The sequence below is a fragment of the Bacillus sp. N5-665 genome, assembly GCF_022637375.2.
Taxonomy (GTDB): domain Bacteria; phylum Bacillota; class Bacilli; order Bacillales; family Bacillaceae_G; genus Bacillus_A; species Bacillus_A wiedmannii.
The window spans coordinates 5,087,271-5,102,208 of record NZ_CP093325.1; the positions used below are offsets into that span (position 1 = coordinate 5,087,271).

At 36.6% G+C, this 14,938-nt stretch carries 16 protein-coding genes and 1 other annotated feature; of the genes, 4 read left to right on the forward strand and 12 right to left on the reverse strand.

Translation table 11 applies throughout. The features are described 5' to 3' along the window. Nucleotides 1–3: 3 nt before the first annotated feature. A complete protein-coding gene (locus MNO09_RS28705) occupies nt 4–600 on the reverse strand; it encodes a TerD family protein (protein WP_001121586.1) in 597 nt (198 codons plus the stop codon). A gap of 128 nt (nt 601–728) precedes the next feature. Further along, nucleotides 729–1,607, reverse strand: a complete 879-nt coding sequence (locus MNO09_RS28710) for an ROK family protein (protein ID WP_088106802.1) — start codon at nt 1,605–1,607, stop codon at nt 729–731. A 307-nt stretch (nt 1,608–1,914) separates the two neighbouring features. Here MNO09_RS28710 and MNO09_RS28715 point away from each other — a divergent pair, with 307 nt between their 5' ends. Continuing rightward, nucleotides 1,915–3,072 carry a cell wall anchor protein gene (locus tag MNO09_RS28715; protein WP_088106801.1) on the forward strand — a complete coding sequence of 386 codons (1,158 nt, stop codon included), beginning with the start codon at nt 1,915–1,917 and terminating at the stop codon, nt 3,070–3,072. Nucleotides 3,073–3,186: 114 nt separating this feature from the next. Here the strand turns inward: MNO09_RS28715 and proS are convergent, their stop codons facing one another. Both proS and MNO09_RS28725 read right to left on the reverse strand, forming a co-directional pair. Next, a complete protein-coding gene (gene proS, locus MNO09_RS28720) occupies nt 3,187–4,617 on the reverse strand; it encodes a proline--tRNA ligase (RefSeq protein ID WP_001040946.1) in 1,431 nt (476 codons plus the stop codon). A 46-nt stretch (nt 4,618–4,663) separates the two neighbouring features. Next, nucleotides 4,664–4,871: a binding site (T-box leader), on the reverse strand. A gap of 93 nt (nt 4,872–4,964) precedes the next feature. Further along, complete coding sequence (locus MNO09_RS28725; protein WP_000383868.1) at nt 4,965–5,258, reverse strand: YesK-like family protein; 294 nt, start codon at nt 5,256–5,258, stop codon at nt 4,965–4,967. Nucleotides 5,259–5,412: 154 nt separating this feature from the next. Between MNO09_RS28725 and MNO09_RS28730 the strand changes: the two genes are divergently transcribed. Next, nucleotides 5,413–6,726 carry an alkaline phosphatase family protein gene (locus tag MNO09_RS28730; RefSeq protein WP_000356427.1) on the forward strand — a complete coding sequence of 438 codons (1,314 nt, stop codon included), beginning with the start codon at nt 5,413–5,415 and terminating at the stop codon, nt 6,724–6,726. 108 nt (nt 6,727–6,834) lie between these two features. Beyond that, entirely contained in the window at nt 6,835–8,118 is a 1,284-nt protein-coding gene (locus MNO09_RS28735; protein WP_000738835.1) for an MFS transporter, read from the forward strand. Between the two features lie 44 nt (nt 8,119–8,162). On the opposite strand, the gene MNO09_RS28740 is transcribed toward MNO09_RS28735, so the two are convergent. The 8 genes from MNO09_RS28740 to MNO09_RS28775 all read right to left on the reverse strand — a co-directional run bounded on the left by MNO09_RS28740 (nt 8,163) and on the right by MNO09_RS28775 (nt 12,216). Next, the gene (locus MNO09_RS28740; protein ID WP_000514016.1) at nt 8,163–8,555 is read right to left on the reverse strand and encodes a hypothetical protein; all 393 of its coding nucleotides are present in this window, start codon (nt 8,553–8,555) and stop codon (nt 8,163–8,165) included. Between the two features lie 12 nt (nt 8,556–8,567). Then, complete coding sequence (locus tag MNO09_RS28745) at nt 8,568–8,819, reverse strand: helix-turn-helix transcriptional regulator (protein WP_002070345.1); 252 nt, start codon at nt 8,817–8,819, stop codon at nt 8,568–8,570. Nucleotides 8,820–8,875: 56 nt separating this feature from the next. Next, entirely contained in the window at nt 8,876–10,108 is a 1,233-nt protein-coding gene (locus MNO09_RS28750; protein WP_070169376.1) for an MFS transporter, read from the reverse strand. Nucleotides 10,109–10,174: 66 nt separating this feature from the next. Then, entirely contained in the window at nt 10,175–10,756 is a 582-nt protein-coding gene (locus tag MNO09_RS28755; protein ID WP_001254438.1) for a TetR/AcrR family transcriptional regulator, read from the reverse strand. An 80-nt stretch (nt 10,757–10,836) separates the two neighbouring features. Continuing rightward, entirely contained in the window at nt 10,837–10,980 is a 144-nt protein-coding gene (locus MNO09_RS28760; RefSeq protein WP_000817980.1) for a hypothetical protein, read from the reverse strand. Nucleotides 10,981–11,105: 125 nt separating this feature from the next. Beyond that, nucleotides 11,106–11,357 carry a hypothetical protein gene (locus tag MNO09_RS28765; protein ID WP_000394367.1) on the reverse strand — a complete coding sequence of 84 codons (252 nt, stop codon included), beginning with the start codon at nt 11,355–11,357 and terminating at the stop codon, nt 11,106–11,108. A gap of 13 nt (nt 11,358–11,370) precedes the next feature. Continuing rightward, complete coding sequence (locus tag MNO09_RS28770) at nt 11,371–11,685, reverse strand: thioredoxin family protein (RefSeq protein WP_001091217.1); 315 nt, start codon at nt 11,683–11,685, stop codon at nt 11,371–11,373. A 168-nt stretch (nt 11,686–11,853) separates the two neighbouring features. Beyond that, nucleotides 11,854–12,216 (reverse strand): DnaJ family domain-containing protein, encoded by a 363-nt coding sequence (locus MNO09_RS28775; protein WP_000382357.1) that lies wholly within the window; start codon nt 12,214–12,216, stop codon nt 11,854–11,856. Nucleotides 12,217–12,738: 522 nt separating this feature from the next. Here MNO09_RS28775 and MNO09_RS28780 point away from each other — a divergent pair. Further along, nucleotides 12,739–14,763 (forward strand): glycosyl hydrolase family 18 protein, encoded by a 2,025-nt coding sequence (locus tag MNO09_RS28780; protein ID WP_000095625.1) that lies wholly within the window; start codon nt 12,739–12,741, stop codon nt 14,761–14,763. The last annotated feature ends 175 nt before the right edge of the window (nt 14,764–14,938 follow it).

A 14,938-nucleotide genomic window follows, 5' to 3' on the forward strand; every position in this document is an offset into this window, starting at 1 on the left:
ATTTTATTGATAACGTGATACAATCTCACTTAAGTTTTTATCTTGTGTGCCTTCTCCAACAGCTGAAAACTTCCATTCACTTCCGTGGCGATACATTTCACCTGCAATTAGAGTCGTTTTGCCAGCATAATTATCCGATAAATTATAGCGTGCTAATTCTTCACCAGTTTGCGGGTTTTGAATACGAATATACGCATTACGAATCATCCCGAAATCTTGGCGACGATTTACACAGTCATAAATATTTACAACGAATACTAAACGATTAATACGGCTCGGAACTTTATGTAATTCTACGAAAATTGTTTCGTCATCACCAGCGCCTTCACCTGTTAAATTATCTCCTGAATGAATAATACTACCACAAGTAGAAAGCTTGTTTCCGAAGTAAACTAAATCGTTTTTGTTTAAAAAACGATCCCCTTCTAACATAACAACAGATGCATCACAATCTACATTTGGTTTACTTCCAAATAATGAAGACAGAAACCCACCTGATTGCCCAATTGGATCCCAGCCTAAGCCAACCTGTAGTTTTGCTACTTTTGGTTGTCCTTTCGTTAAATCGATCTTTTGACCTTTTTCTAAAATAATAGGCATGCAGTTTCTTCCTTTCTACAAAGCATTTTCCAAGGCGGAAAATATTGTATTCTTCCCTTATATTGTAGCATTATTTACCTAATGATAAAAAGGATAAATTCTCAGTTATATGAAAACATTCATATAATTTACTTATGATGATGTAAGAAGTGGTAAATAGAACCAATCATTCCTGCACAATTACCGTTTTGTGCAAGTTCAATCTCACAATTACTATAAATCTCTTTATCTAAATATTTTTCTACCTCTTCTTTTACTTCTTTTAAGAACTGATTTCCCCTATCAGTAATTCCTCCACCTATAACAATCATTTCTGGATTAAAAATATAAGCAAGATTACTAATTCCAATCGCTAAATGTTTAAAGAAAACCTCAACCGCTTGTGTAACTTCTCTATCTCCTTTATCATACAGTTCGAAAATCGTTTTTCCATTCCAATCACTTTCACCTTTATATTTTCGCACAAGACGAATTAACCCTGAAATGGAAGCGACCCCTTCAAACGGCTTTCCTTCTATTAACATATTTCCCCATTCACCAGCACTAAAAGAATATCCTCTGTATAACTCTCCATCTATAAAAATCGCTCCTCCAATACCAGTTCCAAGAGTAAGCATAATAAAATTTCTTTTTCCGTTTCCAATACCTTTCCACTTCTCACCCAAAGCTGCACAATTCACATCATTTTCAACGGATACAGGAACTTGTAATACCTCTTGCAATCTATCAATAATAGGAATAGTCGCGTAGTTCGGAATATGCTCCACCCCTCCCGTTACAACTCCTTTATGAATATTAACAATTCCCGCAGTACTAATGCCAATTCCCGAAATTGTATGTTCATTCATTAATTTTCGGGATAGAAGAATAAGTTTTTGAATGATTTGTTCCCCACCCAAATGAATTTCTGTTGGAACTGTTTTATGCTTTAGTACTGTTCCTGTTTCTGAAACAATTCCATATTTAATTTGTGTACCACCAATATCAAATGCAATATATTCTTTCATCTGCTGTCACTTCCTCTACTGTAATGAGTGTAAAATTCTCACTGCTCTACTATTTATAAAGTGAAACTTTAATCAGTGGGGTTTTGTTCATCCCCCACCTAAATTCTTTGCTTTCGCTGAATTTTCAGGTGGGGTTCTTACTACCCGTCAAATAGCGGGATAAAGAGTTTACATTAACTCTTTTCTCTCTTCAAAAATACACCACCTTTTTCTATATATAGTTTTTTTTGCATAAAACTCTTTTTCCTAAGAAATATTACAAAAGGATGTATTTTAGATGGAATATTAATTTCTTAGGAGGAAAACAATGACGAAAATCTTCATTTTAGCATCAACACTCTCTTTATCTTTTTTTAGCGGTTTAAATATCGGTAATGCAGCAACGGAAAACTTCTCTCCAGCAGCAAACGCAATTGTACAAAATAACGATCATTTAGCAGAAGGCAACTCAAAAGATAATAATAAGCCACCAGGAAACAGTGGCTCTCAGGACGATAGTGGTTCTGGTGGCAATGGTTCTGATGGCAGTGGTTCTGGTGGCAATGGCTCCGGCGGCAACGGTTCTGATGGCAGTGGCTCTGGTGGCAACGGTTCTGGCGGCAACGGTTCTGGTGGTAACGGTTCTGGTGGCAACGGTTCTGGTGGCAACGGTTCTGATGGCAGTGGTTCTGGCGGCAACGGTTCTGGTGGCAACGGTTCTGATGGCAGTGGTTCTGGTGGCAATGGCTCCGGCGGCAATGGCTCTGGCGGCAACAGTTCCGGTGGTAACGGTTCTGGTGGCAATGGTTCTGGTGGTAACGGTTCTGATGGCAACGGTTCTGGCGGCAGTGGTTCTGGTGGCAATGGCTCCGGCGGCAACGGTTCTGATGGCAACGGTTCTGGTGGCAGTGGTTCTGGCGGCAGTGGTTCTGGTGGCAATGGCTCCGGCGGCAACGGTTCTGATGGCAACGGTTCTGGTGGCAGTGGTTCTGGTGGCAATGGTTCTGGTGGCAATGGTTCTGGTGGCAATGGTTCTGGTGGTAACGGTTCTGGTGGTAACGGTTCTGGCGGCAATGCTTCTGGTGGTAACGGTTCTGGTGGTAACGGTTCTGGTGGTAGCGGTTCTGGCGGCAGTGGTTCTGGTGGCAATGGTTCTGGTGGTAACGGTTCTGGTGGTAACGGTTCTGGCGGCAATGCTTCTGGTGGCAACGGTTCTGGTGGTAACGGTTCTCAAGGTGGTAACCGTGTTAAAGGCGATAGCAGTTCTCAAGGTGGTAATGGCTCTCAAGGCGGCAACCGCGTTAAAAGCGATAGTAGTTCTCAAGGTGGCAACGGATCCCAAGGTGGTAATGTAAAAGATAATGTGAAAAAAGAAGGCGATAAGTTACCTAATACGGCAACGCATTATCCTGCATCTATTTTAATGGGACTTTCAACATTCCTAATCGGTATGTTACTATTTATTCGCCGTAAAAACGCAAAATAAAAACACATCCTTCCATCTAAAACATACATGAAACAAATTGCAAAACTAAAAAGGACTTTGGATTGCATTTTATTATGCAGCCCAAAGTCCTTTTTATCATCTATCAAAAAAGCATTAATACGCTTTTCCCCAATACACCATTTGTTTAGCTTCTTTACCACAACAAATACATTGGTCAGCTAAATGCTCTTGCTCAAAAGGCATACAGCGAGAAGATACTCCAACTTCTTCTTTTAGTTTCTCTTCACAAGCTAATTCTCCGCACCACATTGCCTTAATAAATCCTTGCTTTTCATCAGCTACTTTTTTCATCTCTTCGAAATTCGTCGCACTATACGTATTCTCATCGCGAAATACTTTTGCTTTATTAAATAAAGAATTATGAATTTCCTCAAGTAGTGCTGGAATACGTTTTTCTAATTGATCCATTGATATAAATTCTTTTTCTTTCGTATCTCTTCTAACAAGTACAACTTGATTCTTTTCAATATCTTTAGGACCAACTTCTAATCGAATTGGAATGCCCTTCATTTCATACTCATTAAATTTCCAGCCTGGTGTTTTATTACTAGCATCTATTTTTACTCGTGCAACCTTTTGAATATGTTCTTGTAACTCTGTTGCTTTCGCTAAAACTCCTTCTTTATGCTGAGCAATCGGCACAATAACAACTTGTACTGGTGCGACTTTAGGAGGCATTACAAGACCATTATTATCGCTATGAACCATAATAAGTCCACCTATCATTCTTGTTGATACACCCCAAGATGTTTGGTGTACATATTGCCACTTACCGTTGCGATCTAAAAATTTAATATCAAATGCTTCAGAGAAATTCGTTCCAAAGTTATGGGATGTTCCTGTTTGAAGTGCTTTCCCATCATGCATTAAACTTTCGATCGTATAAGTTGCCTTTGCTCCTGCAAACTTTTCTTTTTCTGTTTTTTGCCCTTTAATTACTGGTATTGCTAAGTAATCTTCACAGAAAGAAGCATATAGATTTAAAATATGTAACGTTTCAGCTTGCGATTCTTCTGCTGTTTCATGAATTGTATGACCCTCTTGCCATAAGAATTCCGTTGTACGAAGGAATGGTCTCGTTGTTTTCTCCCAACGAACTACTGAACACCACTGATTATATAGCTTTGGCAAATCATTATAGGATTGCACAATTTTTGAAAAATGCTCACAGAATAAAGTTTCAGATGTAGGCCGTATACAAAGTCTCTCCGCTAATTTTTCATCCCCGCCATGTGTCACCCATGCTACTTCAGGAGCAAATCCTTCTACATGATCCTTCTCTTTTTGCAATAAACTTTCTGGAATAAACATTGGCATATATACATTTTCATGACCAGTTGCTTTTAACTTTTCATCCATAACTTTCTGCATATTTTCCCATAAGGCATAACCGTACGGGCGTAGAATCATACATCCTTTTACACTTGAATAATCAACAAGTTCTGCTTTTTTTACAATATCTGTGTACCACTGTGCAAAATCCTCTTCCATCTTCGTAATCGCCTGTACTTGTTCTTTTGCCATAGTCAATCTTCCTCCTTTTGAAAATACCAAAAAGCCCGCGTCCCTAAATAGGGACCGAGCTTTGCCGGCGTTACCACCCTGATTCATGCACAAAAAATTGTGCATGCTCTCTTTTTGATAACGGGAAATTCCCGCTGCATATGCAGAACGCAAAGGTAGGTTCCATATCGCCTTTTTAAAAATCTTTCAGCCTGGCGGATTCTCTCTCTGCTAAAAAGGTTGAACATGTACTAGTCCTTTTTCATCGTTATAACGAAATAAATTTGTTGATTATCATAATACAAATTCTTTTTTAAAACAATAGCTAATTTTCTCATTTTTATATATTCTTTTCATTTTCTGCAGTTTTATACGTAGCTTTTTCGCGAGATTTTTACCAGTTGATGTGCAATCATACCGATAAGTGTACCAAGTAGAACGAAGAAACCAATAAATCCATATCCCATTCCTTCCCATCCACCAATCACCATCATTGTAACCGGAAAGGATGCTAAACACAGAAGTATTAAACTAAGTGCAAATATAATATCGAACTGTTTGTTTGGAAACCGTTTCTTTAGTAAATACGAAATAGCAAATACAAGGATAATCGTAATTCCGCCAATGATGTAAAAGATACTAAATCCATCTAGCCAATCCATAGTATTCCCTCCTTCCATTCATTCCCTTATACTTAATTATATGTTTAATTTTTCTGAAAATAAATAATAAATTTTTACCTAGAAATATATTTTTATTACTAGGTATTAATAGTAATATATAAGAATAGGTTTTATATAATCAGGAGGGAACTTTATGGATAAAGCATTAACAAATCACGTCATTATTTTATCTTTCGATTGCTTATCAGCTTTAGATTTTCCTATATTACAAAAACTCCCTAATTTTCAAACATTAATAAACAAGGGCGCGATGGCAAGAAAAGTGGAACCTATTTATCCTTCTGTAACATATCCAAGTCACTCAACAATCGTTACTGGAAACTACCCTAATAAACATGGCGTAGTTAGCAATACGTTACTTCAACCTGGACGCGAGTCACCAGATTGGCATTGGTACCGAAAATCCATTAAAGGAACAACGTTATACGATGAAGCACATAAAGCAAATTTAACGACAGCTGCCCTTCTATGGCCTGTTACCGGCAGAGCAAATATTGATTACAATTTACCTGAAATTTTTCCAAATAGACCGTGGCAAAATCAAATTTTAGTTTCATTATTTAGCGGTAGCCCGCTATATCAATTAGATTTGAATCAGCGTTTTGGTCATATAAGAAATGGCTTATCACAGCCTGAACTCGATGATTTCGTACTTGCTTCTGCTGTGCATACAATCCAGACGAAGAAGCCTAATGTCATGTTTGTACATTTCACCGATTTAGACACTCAAAGACACTATCACGGCTTTGAATCTAACGAAACAATAGCTGCTATCCATAGACATGATGAACGGCTAGGAAAAATTATTCAAGCTTTAAAAGACAGTGACCTATACGAAGAAAGTACAATTATCGCTCTCGGTGATCATAGCGCTTTAAGTGAAAACAAAGCCATTCAATTAAATGTACTATTTCATCAAAAAGGGCTTATATCTATAAATTCAAAAGGAAAATTAGTAGACTGGAAGGTCTATTGCCAAAGTTGCGACGGCTCTGCCTATGTATATGTGAAGGACAAAAATGATACGGATACAATTCGAAAAATACAACTACTACTTGAAGAGTTACTTCAAAATAAACAAAACGGTATTGAATTTATGCTTCATGATGAGGCTGCAAAAGACTGCGGTGCAGATGGTAATTGTTTATTTATGTTGGAAGCACAAGAAGGATATTATTTCACTGAAAACTATACAGGCGATTTTATAAAAGAAATTACTGAAAAAGATGTTACGCCTAGTAAAAAATATACATTTGGTACGCATGGATACTCTCCAACAAAACCTAACTATGAAACAATTTTTATCGCTGCTGGGAAAGGGATAAAAAGCGGCGTTACCATTCCGTATATGAGACTTATTGATGAAGGTCCAACTATCGCTAGACTACTCGGTTTACACTTAGGTGAAACAGACGGATCAATTGTAGAGGATTTACTTCAATTGTAAAGAACTGTGTATATATGTAAAATTTATGTAAAAATCATCACTGTTTCTCTTTTTATAATTTTTATTTTTGTACACTGTTAGTAGAACAAATTTAAGGGGGAACATTATATGAAAAAAATGTCCAGACAAGAAAAAAGCTGGATATTATACGATTGGGCGAATTCGGTATATTCGCTCGTCATTACCACTGCATTATTTCCAATTTACTTTAAAGCAGCTGCAAAAGAAGCCGGACTATCTGGTGCAACTTCAACGGCATATTGGGGATATGCGAACTCTTTCGCTACACTTTTAATTTCTATACTTGCTCCTATTCTCGGCACAGTTGCTGATTATAAAGGATTTAAAAAACGATTTTTCACATTCTTCTTTGGACTCGGTATCGTATTTACAAGTATGCTAGCAGTCGTCCCAACGTCTCAGTGGTACTTATTATTAGGCTGCTATATGCTCGCATTAGTCGGTTTTGCGGGAGCAAACATTTTTTATGATGCATTTTTAGTAGATGTTACCTCTAAAGATAGAATGGACCGAATTTCTACACGAGGCTTTGCATTAGGCTATATTGGGAGTACTATTCCTTTCATCGGTTGTATCGCTCTTATTATTCTTGCTCAAAAAGGCACTATCCCTTTATCAGTCGGCATTGCCAGTCAAATTTCATTCGCAATAACAGCTCTTTGGTGGGGATTATTTACAATTCCAATGCTAAAAAACGTAGAGCAAACGCACTATATTGAACGTCACCCTAGACCAATTGCAATGAGCTTCAAACGCCTTGCTGATACTTTTAAAAATATTAAAGAATATAAAACGGTCTTTATGTTCCTAATTGCTTACTTCTTCTACATTGACGGGGTCGATACAATTATTACTATGTCTACCGCTTACGGAACAGATCTCGGTATTAGTGCAACGAATCTATTAATCATCTTATTTGTCACACAAATTGTAGCTTGTCCATTCGCCTTATTATACGGAAAATTATCAGAAACATTTACAGGTAAAAAAATGCTATACGTCGGTATTATTATTTATATCATTATCTGCATATATGCTTATTTCTTAAAAACGACACTCGATTTCTGGATTTTAGCAATGTTAGTTGCCACTTCTCAAGGTGGTATTCAAGCACTTAGTCGTTCCTATTTTGCTAAACTAGTACCAAAAGAATCTGCAAATGAATTCTTCGGATTTTATAATATCTTTGGTAAATTCGCGGCAATTATGGGTCCAGTATTAGTCGGTGTTACAACGCAATTAACAGGAAAAACCAACGCTGGTGTCCTTAGTATTATTGTGCTGTTCGTTATCGGTGGATTCTTACTAACTAGAGTTCCCGAAAATGATACATCCGTTACACCACCTAGTCCAAAAACTAAAACGCTATAAGAAAAAGATCCTCTTCTCATGAGAAGAGGATCTTTTCTTTAGTTTTAGCGATAACGTCTTACAATTAAAAATTCTACAGCCGGCTTTACAACTATCGCAGCGCATAACGCAAACAAAAGCGGTATGTTATGAAAATCAATCCATTTATTAAAACCTACCGATGCGAAAAACAAACCAAAAATTAATACAACAAGTACATAATACGTAACATTTGCACTTGTTTTTAATACATGTTTTTCTACATCTTCTTTCTCCTCCGTTGCCCCTTCCACATTATGCGATGCCAAACTTTTAAACATATAATGTAATGTGATGCTACAAATAAATAGTGCATACCAGTTTACTTGAAGTTCAGTTAACCAATAATAAAGTGCAAACACTAACGTACTTATAGCTACTAATGCCGTAACTACAAGGCTTATTTTCTCTTTCCCCAACAACTACTCCCCCTACAACTTGTACAAAAATAGTTTATCAACAGTTGTTCCTAATACTTCAGCTAAACGGAATGCTAACGCTAAGCTTGGATCATATTTATTATTCTCAATTGCATTTATCGTCTGTCTAGAAACTTTACACTTATCAGCCAATGCACCTTGTGAAATATTGTTTTCAGTGCGTAATTCATAGATTTGATTTTTCACACCATTTCTCCTAACCTGTAAAATCGTTTTTACATCATCAGTATATAGTTGGGGCATGTCATTGTCAAAAGATTGCCACAAGAAAAGGGAGCAATTCTGCTCCCTTACAATAGCTATTTCGAGGCTAACGAATTTGTTAGTTCCTCTTTATTAGCGACATCTTCTTTATTTATTTGCATGCGTAGAACTGGTCCTATCGCAAATAAAATAAGTGACATTGCTATACAAAATACAGTAACTAGTGAGGTCATCTCCTTCAATCCTCCAGCTAGTGAAGTTCCGATTAACATCGCCCCCATAAACAGTGGCAAAATTGTTCCATTTACTCTTCCAACCATATTTTCTGGTACAAGTTGAATCATAAGCGTACCGACAACGATATTAACACAAGCTAAACAAATACCTGTGCCAAATCTCATAAAACTAGTAATCCAAAATGATGTAGATAGCCCTTCTACTAAAAATGACATCGCTAATATGCTCATACCGAATACAAACATCTTTTTCGGATTCACTTTTGAAGCGAAAACTGCAGCAACAATACCACCAATTAACATACCTATTCCATCAGCTGCGGCTAAATATTGAACTGCTTCTTTTTCCATTCCAAGCCGTTCTATTACAAGAAACACTTCTAATGGATTCGTTAGTCCAACAGCTAAGCCCATAATGGTGAAAGTGATCGTAATCATACGTAAATTTTTCGTATGAAGAACGTATTTCCACCCTTCTTTTATATCATTTTTTAATGAATCTCTCGCCACTTGCTCTTGTTCCACCCATTTTGGTAAAAACGAAAGAGCAATAGCAGATAACAAAAATAAAATGATTAAGCTATATAGTGACGTAAATAAACCAAGTTGTGTGTACACAAGCGATCCTACTACTGGCCCAAAAATCAGAAATAATGACTGTAACGTTTGGTTAAATGCAATCGCATTTGCTACCTGCTCTTCTTTTACGTAGCGCTTAAATATACGCGAAGATGATGGCTGAGAAAACTGACCTACAATCGCGGAAATGAGTGTTGCAAAAAATATAGCCTGCCAATAATCTAACTTTAACAACAAGACAATTCCTATAATAGACAGTACGCTTAATACGTCTCCAGCAACCATCGTTCTTTTCGGATTCCAGCGATCAGCTAGTGCACCACCGATAAACGAGAAAATAAAAATAGGTGCATATTCCATAACCGATAACAACGAAACTGAAACTGGATCATTATTCGTTCGCTCCATTATGAAATATAAAAGAGCCATATTTCTAATCCAAATTGCAAATTGTTGTAAAATATCAGATGCCATAACGAGCATAAATGCTCGGTTTTTAAATAAAGCGTTCATTTTCATTCCCCTTTCATAAACCGACCGTTCGGTCTAATTTATTTTGTAAGAAAAGCAACTGACCTATTATTCAGCTGCCATTCCTTTTAACAATACATCTATTGCCTTTTTATAAATACGTTGCAGTTCTTTATAATCTAACTCGTAGTAAAGTACTCCAAGCCCTGATAATAATCCATTCACAATATACATAAGATCGCGCGTATTATCTTCACGAAACTCTCCAGACTGTATGCCTGCTCCAATTAGTTTCTCAAACATAACATATGATTCTCTAGTTAAAGCCAATAGTTCATCCAAAATCTCTTTACTTACAACTTGGCTCATAGAGAATTCCTCTATTGCATTTGAAATTGGTTGCTGTATGTCCTCGACATGATATTCCGCGAGGCCATATAGTTTTTCAGTATTCGTACTATACAACTTCTCTTTTTCATTCCATTTTTCAAGCCAATCATACGTATGCTGTTTTACTACAAATAAAAATAATTCTTCTTTACTTTTAAAGTGATAATAAATGCTTCCTTTACTTCGCTCTGTAATTTCACAAATCTCTTCCATAGATGTAGCTGCATAGCCCTTCTGTGAAAACAGACTTTCTGCTTTATATGCAATTTCTTTCTTTATCTCTTCTGCACTTCTTCTCATATTTACACCTCTTTAAACCGACCGTTCAGTCTAATAATAACAAATTAAAAACCTCTATTACAAGAGGCTATATTCCTTATTTAAGAAAACGTACTTTCAAACCACGTTCGAATCATATGTATTATTCCAATTTTAAATCCTAATTTAATAAGAAATACGCCTCCTGCAGCTAATAAAAATAACACTACTTTCCCCTTATTTTTCACTTTCGGTTCCCTTTTCATTTCTATTCCCCTTAGTACGTTAAAAATATTAATCAAACGTTTGTTTAACTGTTGTTATGCATATGTAAGCCAACTAATCAAACGTTTGTTTAAAAAGAAATACGCCTATATAAGGCGCATTTTCATCAATCACCGCCACCTCCGCCACCATCGCAGCTGCCTCCGCTATCTCCACCGAAAGATCCTCCACAATCATGTGAACCTCCATGCGAGCTATCATTATCAGATCCAGCAAAGAAAAATAATGGTGATGAGTTGTTAGATGAATTATGAATGTTATTTTGTTTCGTAAGATTTACCTTCTTTTTGTTCGATCGAACTGCTGTTACAATTGTTCCAACTACAACAAATAATAGTATGACAATAATAAATTCCATATAAAAACCTCCCTTAATCTTCGAATAATTGAATGGTTCTTTCTAGATTTTCAAGTGAAATAAAGCGTGATTCACGAAGGATCTCTTTTCCATTATAAAATAATAAAACTGTTGGTCCTGTAAATACTGCATATCGCCCCGCGATCTCTTGCATGCCTTGTAGTAATATTTCTACTTTCTCTACGTAATCATAATTCTCTAATACGCAATTTACTTTTCTTAGCATAACATCACAAACACCACAATTTTCCGTTTTAATAAACAGCAGTACTAATTGTTGTCCTTCAATATATGTCGCTAATTCTTCTATCGTTTCAAATGTATTCATCTTATCCCTCTTAGCGTAATTTAAGAAATACTTTACCCCGCATAACGGGGCAGTAAGACTCTCACCTCAAAATCCAGCTGAGGCAAAGAAGTTAGGTGAGAGGTCAACTGCCCGTAAATGCCCGATTGGTTCAACTAATAATCAGTGGAGGATGAACCTCCCCACTGATTAAAGTTTCACTTTATCCTGATACATACGAAAAGCTGAATTATCTTTAATCTTTCTCTTTTCCATTACCTGCTGAAAACGCAGCGTTTTTGCTGTTAACTCTTCTTGTAATTCTTTTTTCTCTACTTCATCATAACAGCACGCAATTAAGTCTTCTATTTTTAATATATCTTTTTGTAGTTCCATTTCTGGTGGAATCATACCCGCATTTTTTAAGATTTTGTAACTCATTCTAAGTTCTGGAGGTACCATTGAAAGGTCTTCTAATTGTAGTGGTTTTCCTTTTCCCGGAATATGATCAAGGTCTCCATTCCGTATTGCTTGTCGAATTTTTTCTTCAGCAATGTTCAAAAAGACATCCACACCATTCGCTCCTTTACATATTTTTACTATTATTTTACATGATATTTTCTCATCTTGCTACGCTTTTACAAATTGACTTTATACAATTTTTTCTCAAATTTAATTACAAGGAGCCTTTTCCTCCCTAATCAATATTTTATTTTCATGTGTAGTCTGTGTTAGAGCCATTTCATATTGAGAAAATCTTTCCGAATCAAATAAAGCGTTTACACTAAATCTTACATTTGCTACGATTTAATCACCCCCAGCTCCCTTGTATAGACTTCGTGATGTCTTATCATTTTTATCCCGCTTTAATGGGCAGTAAGACCCCCACCTCAAAATTTAGCGAAAGCAAAGAAGTTAGGTGGGGGATCAACTGCCCATAAAAGTCCGATTGGTTCAACTAATAATCAGTGGGGGATGAAGCCCCCCCACTGATTAAAGTTTCACTTTATCTAGACGTTTCATACGTCTAGATTCACTTTGGTTTATTGGCGCATGCCTTTAAATATATCTTTTATTTTGAAAGGAGAAATGACTATGAGCTCAAAAAAATTCACACTGCTATTACTATCTCTACTACTCTTCTTACCTCTTTTTCTCACAAACTTTATTACTCCAAATGTTGCATTAGCAGATTCACCAAAGCAAGGTCAAAAAATTGTTGGGTATTTTCCTTCATGGGGCATTTACGGACGTAATTATCAAGTTGCAGACATTGATGCATCAAAGCTAACTCATTTAAACTATGCTTTCGCTGATATTTGCTGGAATGGAAAACATGGAAACCCTTCTACTCACCCCGATAATCCAAATAAACAAACGTGGAACTGTAAAGAGTCTGGTGTACCACTGCAAAATAAAGAGGTTCCTAATGGCACTCTCGTACTCGGTGAACCATGGGCTGATGTCACAAAATCTTATCCGGGATCAGGTACTACTTGGGAAGATTGTGATAAATACGCCCGTTGTGGAAATTTCGGAGAACTGAAACGATTAAAAGCTAAGTATCCTCACTTAAAAACAATTATTTCCGTTGGTGGCTGGACTTGGTCTAACCGTTTTTCTGATATGGCCGCTGATGAAAAAACAAGAAAAGTATTCGCTGAATCTACAGTAGCTTTTCTTCGCGAATATGGATTTGACGGCGTTGATTTAGACTGGGAATACCCGGGTGTTGAAACGATTCCTGGTGGTAGTTATCGTCCTGAAGATAAACAAAACTTCACCCTACTCCTTCAAGATGTTCGAAATGCATTAACGAAAGCTACTGCAGAAGATGGGAAACAATATTTACTAACAATCGCGTCAGGTGCAAGCCAACGTTATGCGGATCATACAGAGCTAAAGAAAACCTCTCAAATACTGGATTGGATTAATATTATGACATATGATTTCCACGGTGGCTGGGAAGCTACTTCTAACCATAATGCAGCACTATACAAAGATCCAAATGACCCAGCGGCGGATACGAAATTTTACGTAGATGGTGCGATAGACATTTATACAAATGAAGGGGTTCCAGCGGATAAACTCGTATTAGGTGTACCTTTTTACGGACGTGGATGGAAAAGTTGCGGAAAAGAAAATAATGGGCAATACCAACCTTGTAAACCAGGTAGTGACGGAAAGCTCGCTTCTAAAGGTACTTGGGATGATTATTCTACCGGTGACACAGGTGTGTACGATTATGGTGATTTAGCAGCTAATTATGTTAATAAAAATGGTTTTGTTCGCCACTGGAACGATGTAGCGAAAGTACCTTATTTATATAATGCGACTACAGGCACGTTTATTAGCTATGATGACAACGAATCTATGAAATATAAAACAGACTATATAAAGACAAAGGGTTTAAGTGGCGCAATGTTTTGGGAAATAAGCGGGGATTGCCGTACAAGTCCAAAATATAGTTGTAGTGGGCCAAAATTACTTGATACGCTAGTAAAAGAATTACTTGGTGGACCTATTACTCAAAAAGATACTGAACCACCAACAAACGTAAAAAATATTGCTGTTACAAATAAAAATTCAAACTTAGTTCAATTAAACTGGATTGCATCTACTGATAACGTAGGAGTTAATGAGTATGAAATTACTGCCGGAGAAGAGAAATGGAGTACAACAACAAATAGTATTACAATTAAAAACTTAAAACCTAATACAGAATACACCTTTTCAGTATTAGCAAAGGATGCTGCTGGGAATAAATCACAGCCTACTTCCATTCTTGTAAAAACAGATGAAGCTAACACAACACCTCCTGGTGGAAATAGCAATGCTACCTTTTCAGTCACTTCAAATTGGGGAAGTGGTTACAACTTCTCGATTGTAATTAAAAATAGCGGAACGACCCCTATTAAAAACTGGAAATTAGAATTTGATTATAACGGCAATTTAACACAAGTTTGGGATTCTAAAATTAGTAGTAAAATAAATAATCATTACGTAATTACGAATGCAGGATGGAATGGTGAAATTCTTCCTGGTGGATCGATTACAATCGGAGGAGCAGGAACAGGCACTCCCGCCGAACTTGTAAATGCATCCATTAGCGAAAACTAAGCGTAACCTCCATTAATTATTTCACTAAAGTTTGAATTTAGGTTTGAGTGCTCTATCCTAAATTCAAACTTTTAATTTTATGAAAAATCACAAATCGATATTACAATAACCTATTATAATCATATTTAGTTTCTAATATGAAGTTCATGTGAAGTTCATCTGAATTTTACATGAA

Excerpts from the sequence above, each read along its gene's own strand:
- MNO09_RS28705 (WP_001121586.1), bottom strand. The coding sequence starts at position 600 with ATGCCTATTATTTTAGAAAAAGGTCAAAAGATCGATTTAACGAAAGGA.
- MNO09_RS28710 (WP_088106802.1), bottom strand. The coding sequence starts at position 1,607 with ATGAAAGAATATATTGCATTTGATATTGGTGGTACACAAATTAAATAT.
- MNO09_RS28715 (WP_088106801.1), top strand. The coding sequence starts at position 1,915 with ATGACGAAAATCTTCATTTTAGCATCAACACTCTCTTTATCTTTTTTT.
- proS (WP_001040946.1), bottom strand. The coding sequence starts at position 4,617 with ATGGCAAAAGAACAAGTACAGGCGATTACGAAGATGGAAGAGGATTTT.
- MNO09_RS28725 (WP_000383868.1), bottom strand. The coding sequence starts at position 5,258 with ATGGATTGGCTAGATGGATTTAGTATCTTTTACATCATTGGCGGAATT.
- MNO09_RS28730 (WP_000356427.1), top strand. The coding sequence starts at position 5,413 with ATGGATAAAGCATTAACAAATCACGTCATTATTTTATCTTTCGATTGC.
- MNO09_RS28735 (WP_000738835.1), top strand. The coding sequence starts at position 6,835 with ATGAAAAAAATGTCCAGACAAGAAAAAAGCTGGATATTATACGATTGG.
- MNO09_RS28745 (WP_002070345.1), bottom strand. The coding sequence starts at position 8,819 with ATGCCCCAACTATATACTGATGATGTAAAAACGATTTTACAGGTTAGG.
- MNO09_RS28750 (WP_070169376.1), bottom strand. The coding sequence starts at position 10,108 with ATGAACGCTTTATTTAAAAACCGAGCATTTATGCTCGTTATGGCATCT.
- MNO09_RS28755 (WP_001254438.1), bottom strand. The coding sequence starts at position 10,756 with ATGAGAAGAAGTGCAGAAGAGATAAAGAAAGAAATTGCATATAAAGCA.
- MNO09_RS28760 (WP_000817980.1), bottom strand. The coding sequence starts at position 10,980 with ATGAAAAGGGAACCGAAAGTGAAAAATAAGGGGAAAGTAGTGTTATTT.
- MNO09_RS28765 (WP_000394367.1), bottom strand. The coding sequence starts at position 11,357 with ATGGAATTTATTATTGTCATACTATTATTTGTTGTAGTTGGAACAATT.
- MNO09_RS28770 (WP_001091217.1), bottom strand. The coding sequence starts at position 11,685 with ATGAATACATTTGAAACGATAGAAGAATTAGCGACATATATTGAAGGA.
- MNO09_RS28780 (WP_000095625.1), top strand. The coding sequence starts at position 12,739 with ATGAGCTCAAAAAAATTCACACTGCTATTACTATCTCTACTACTCTTC.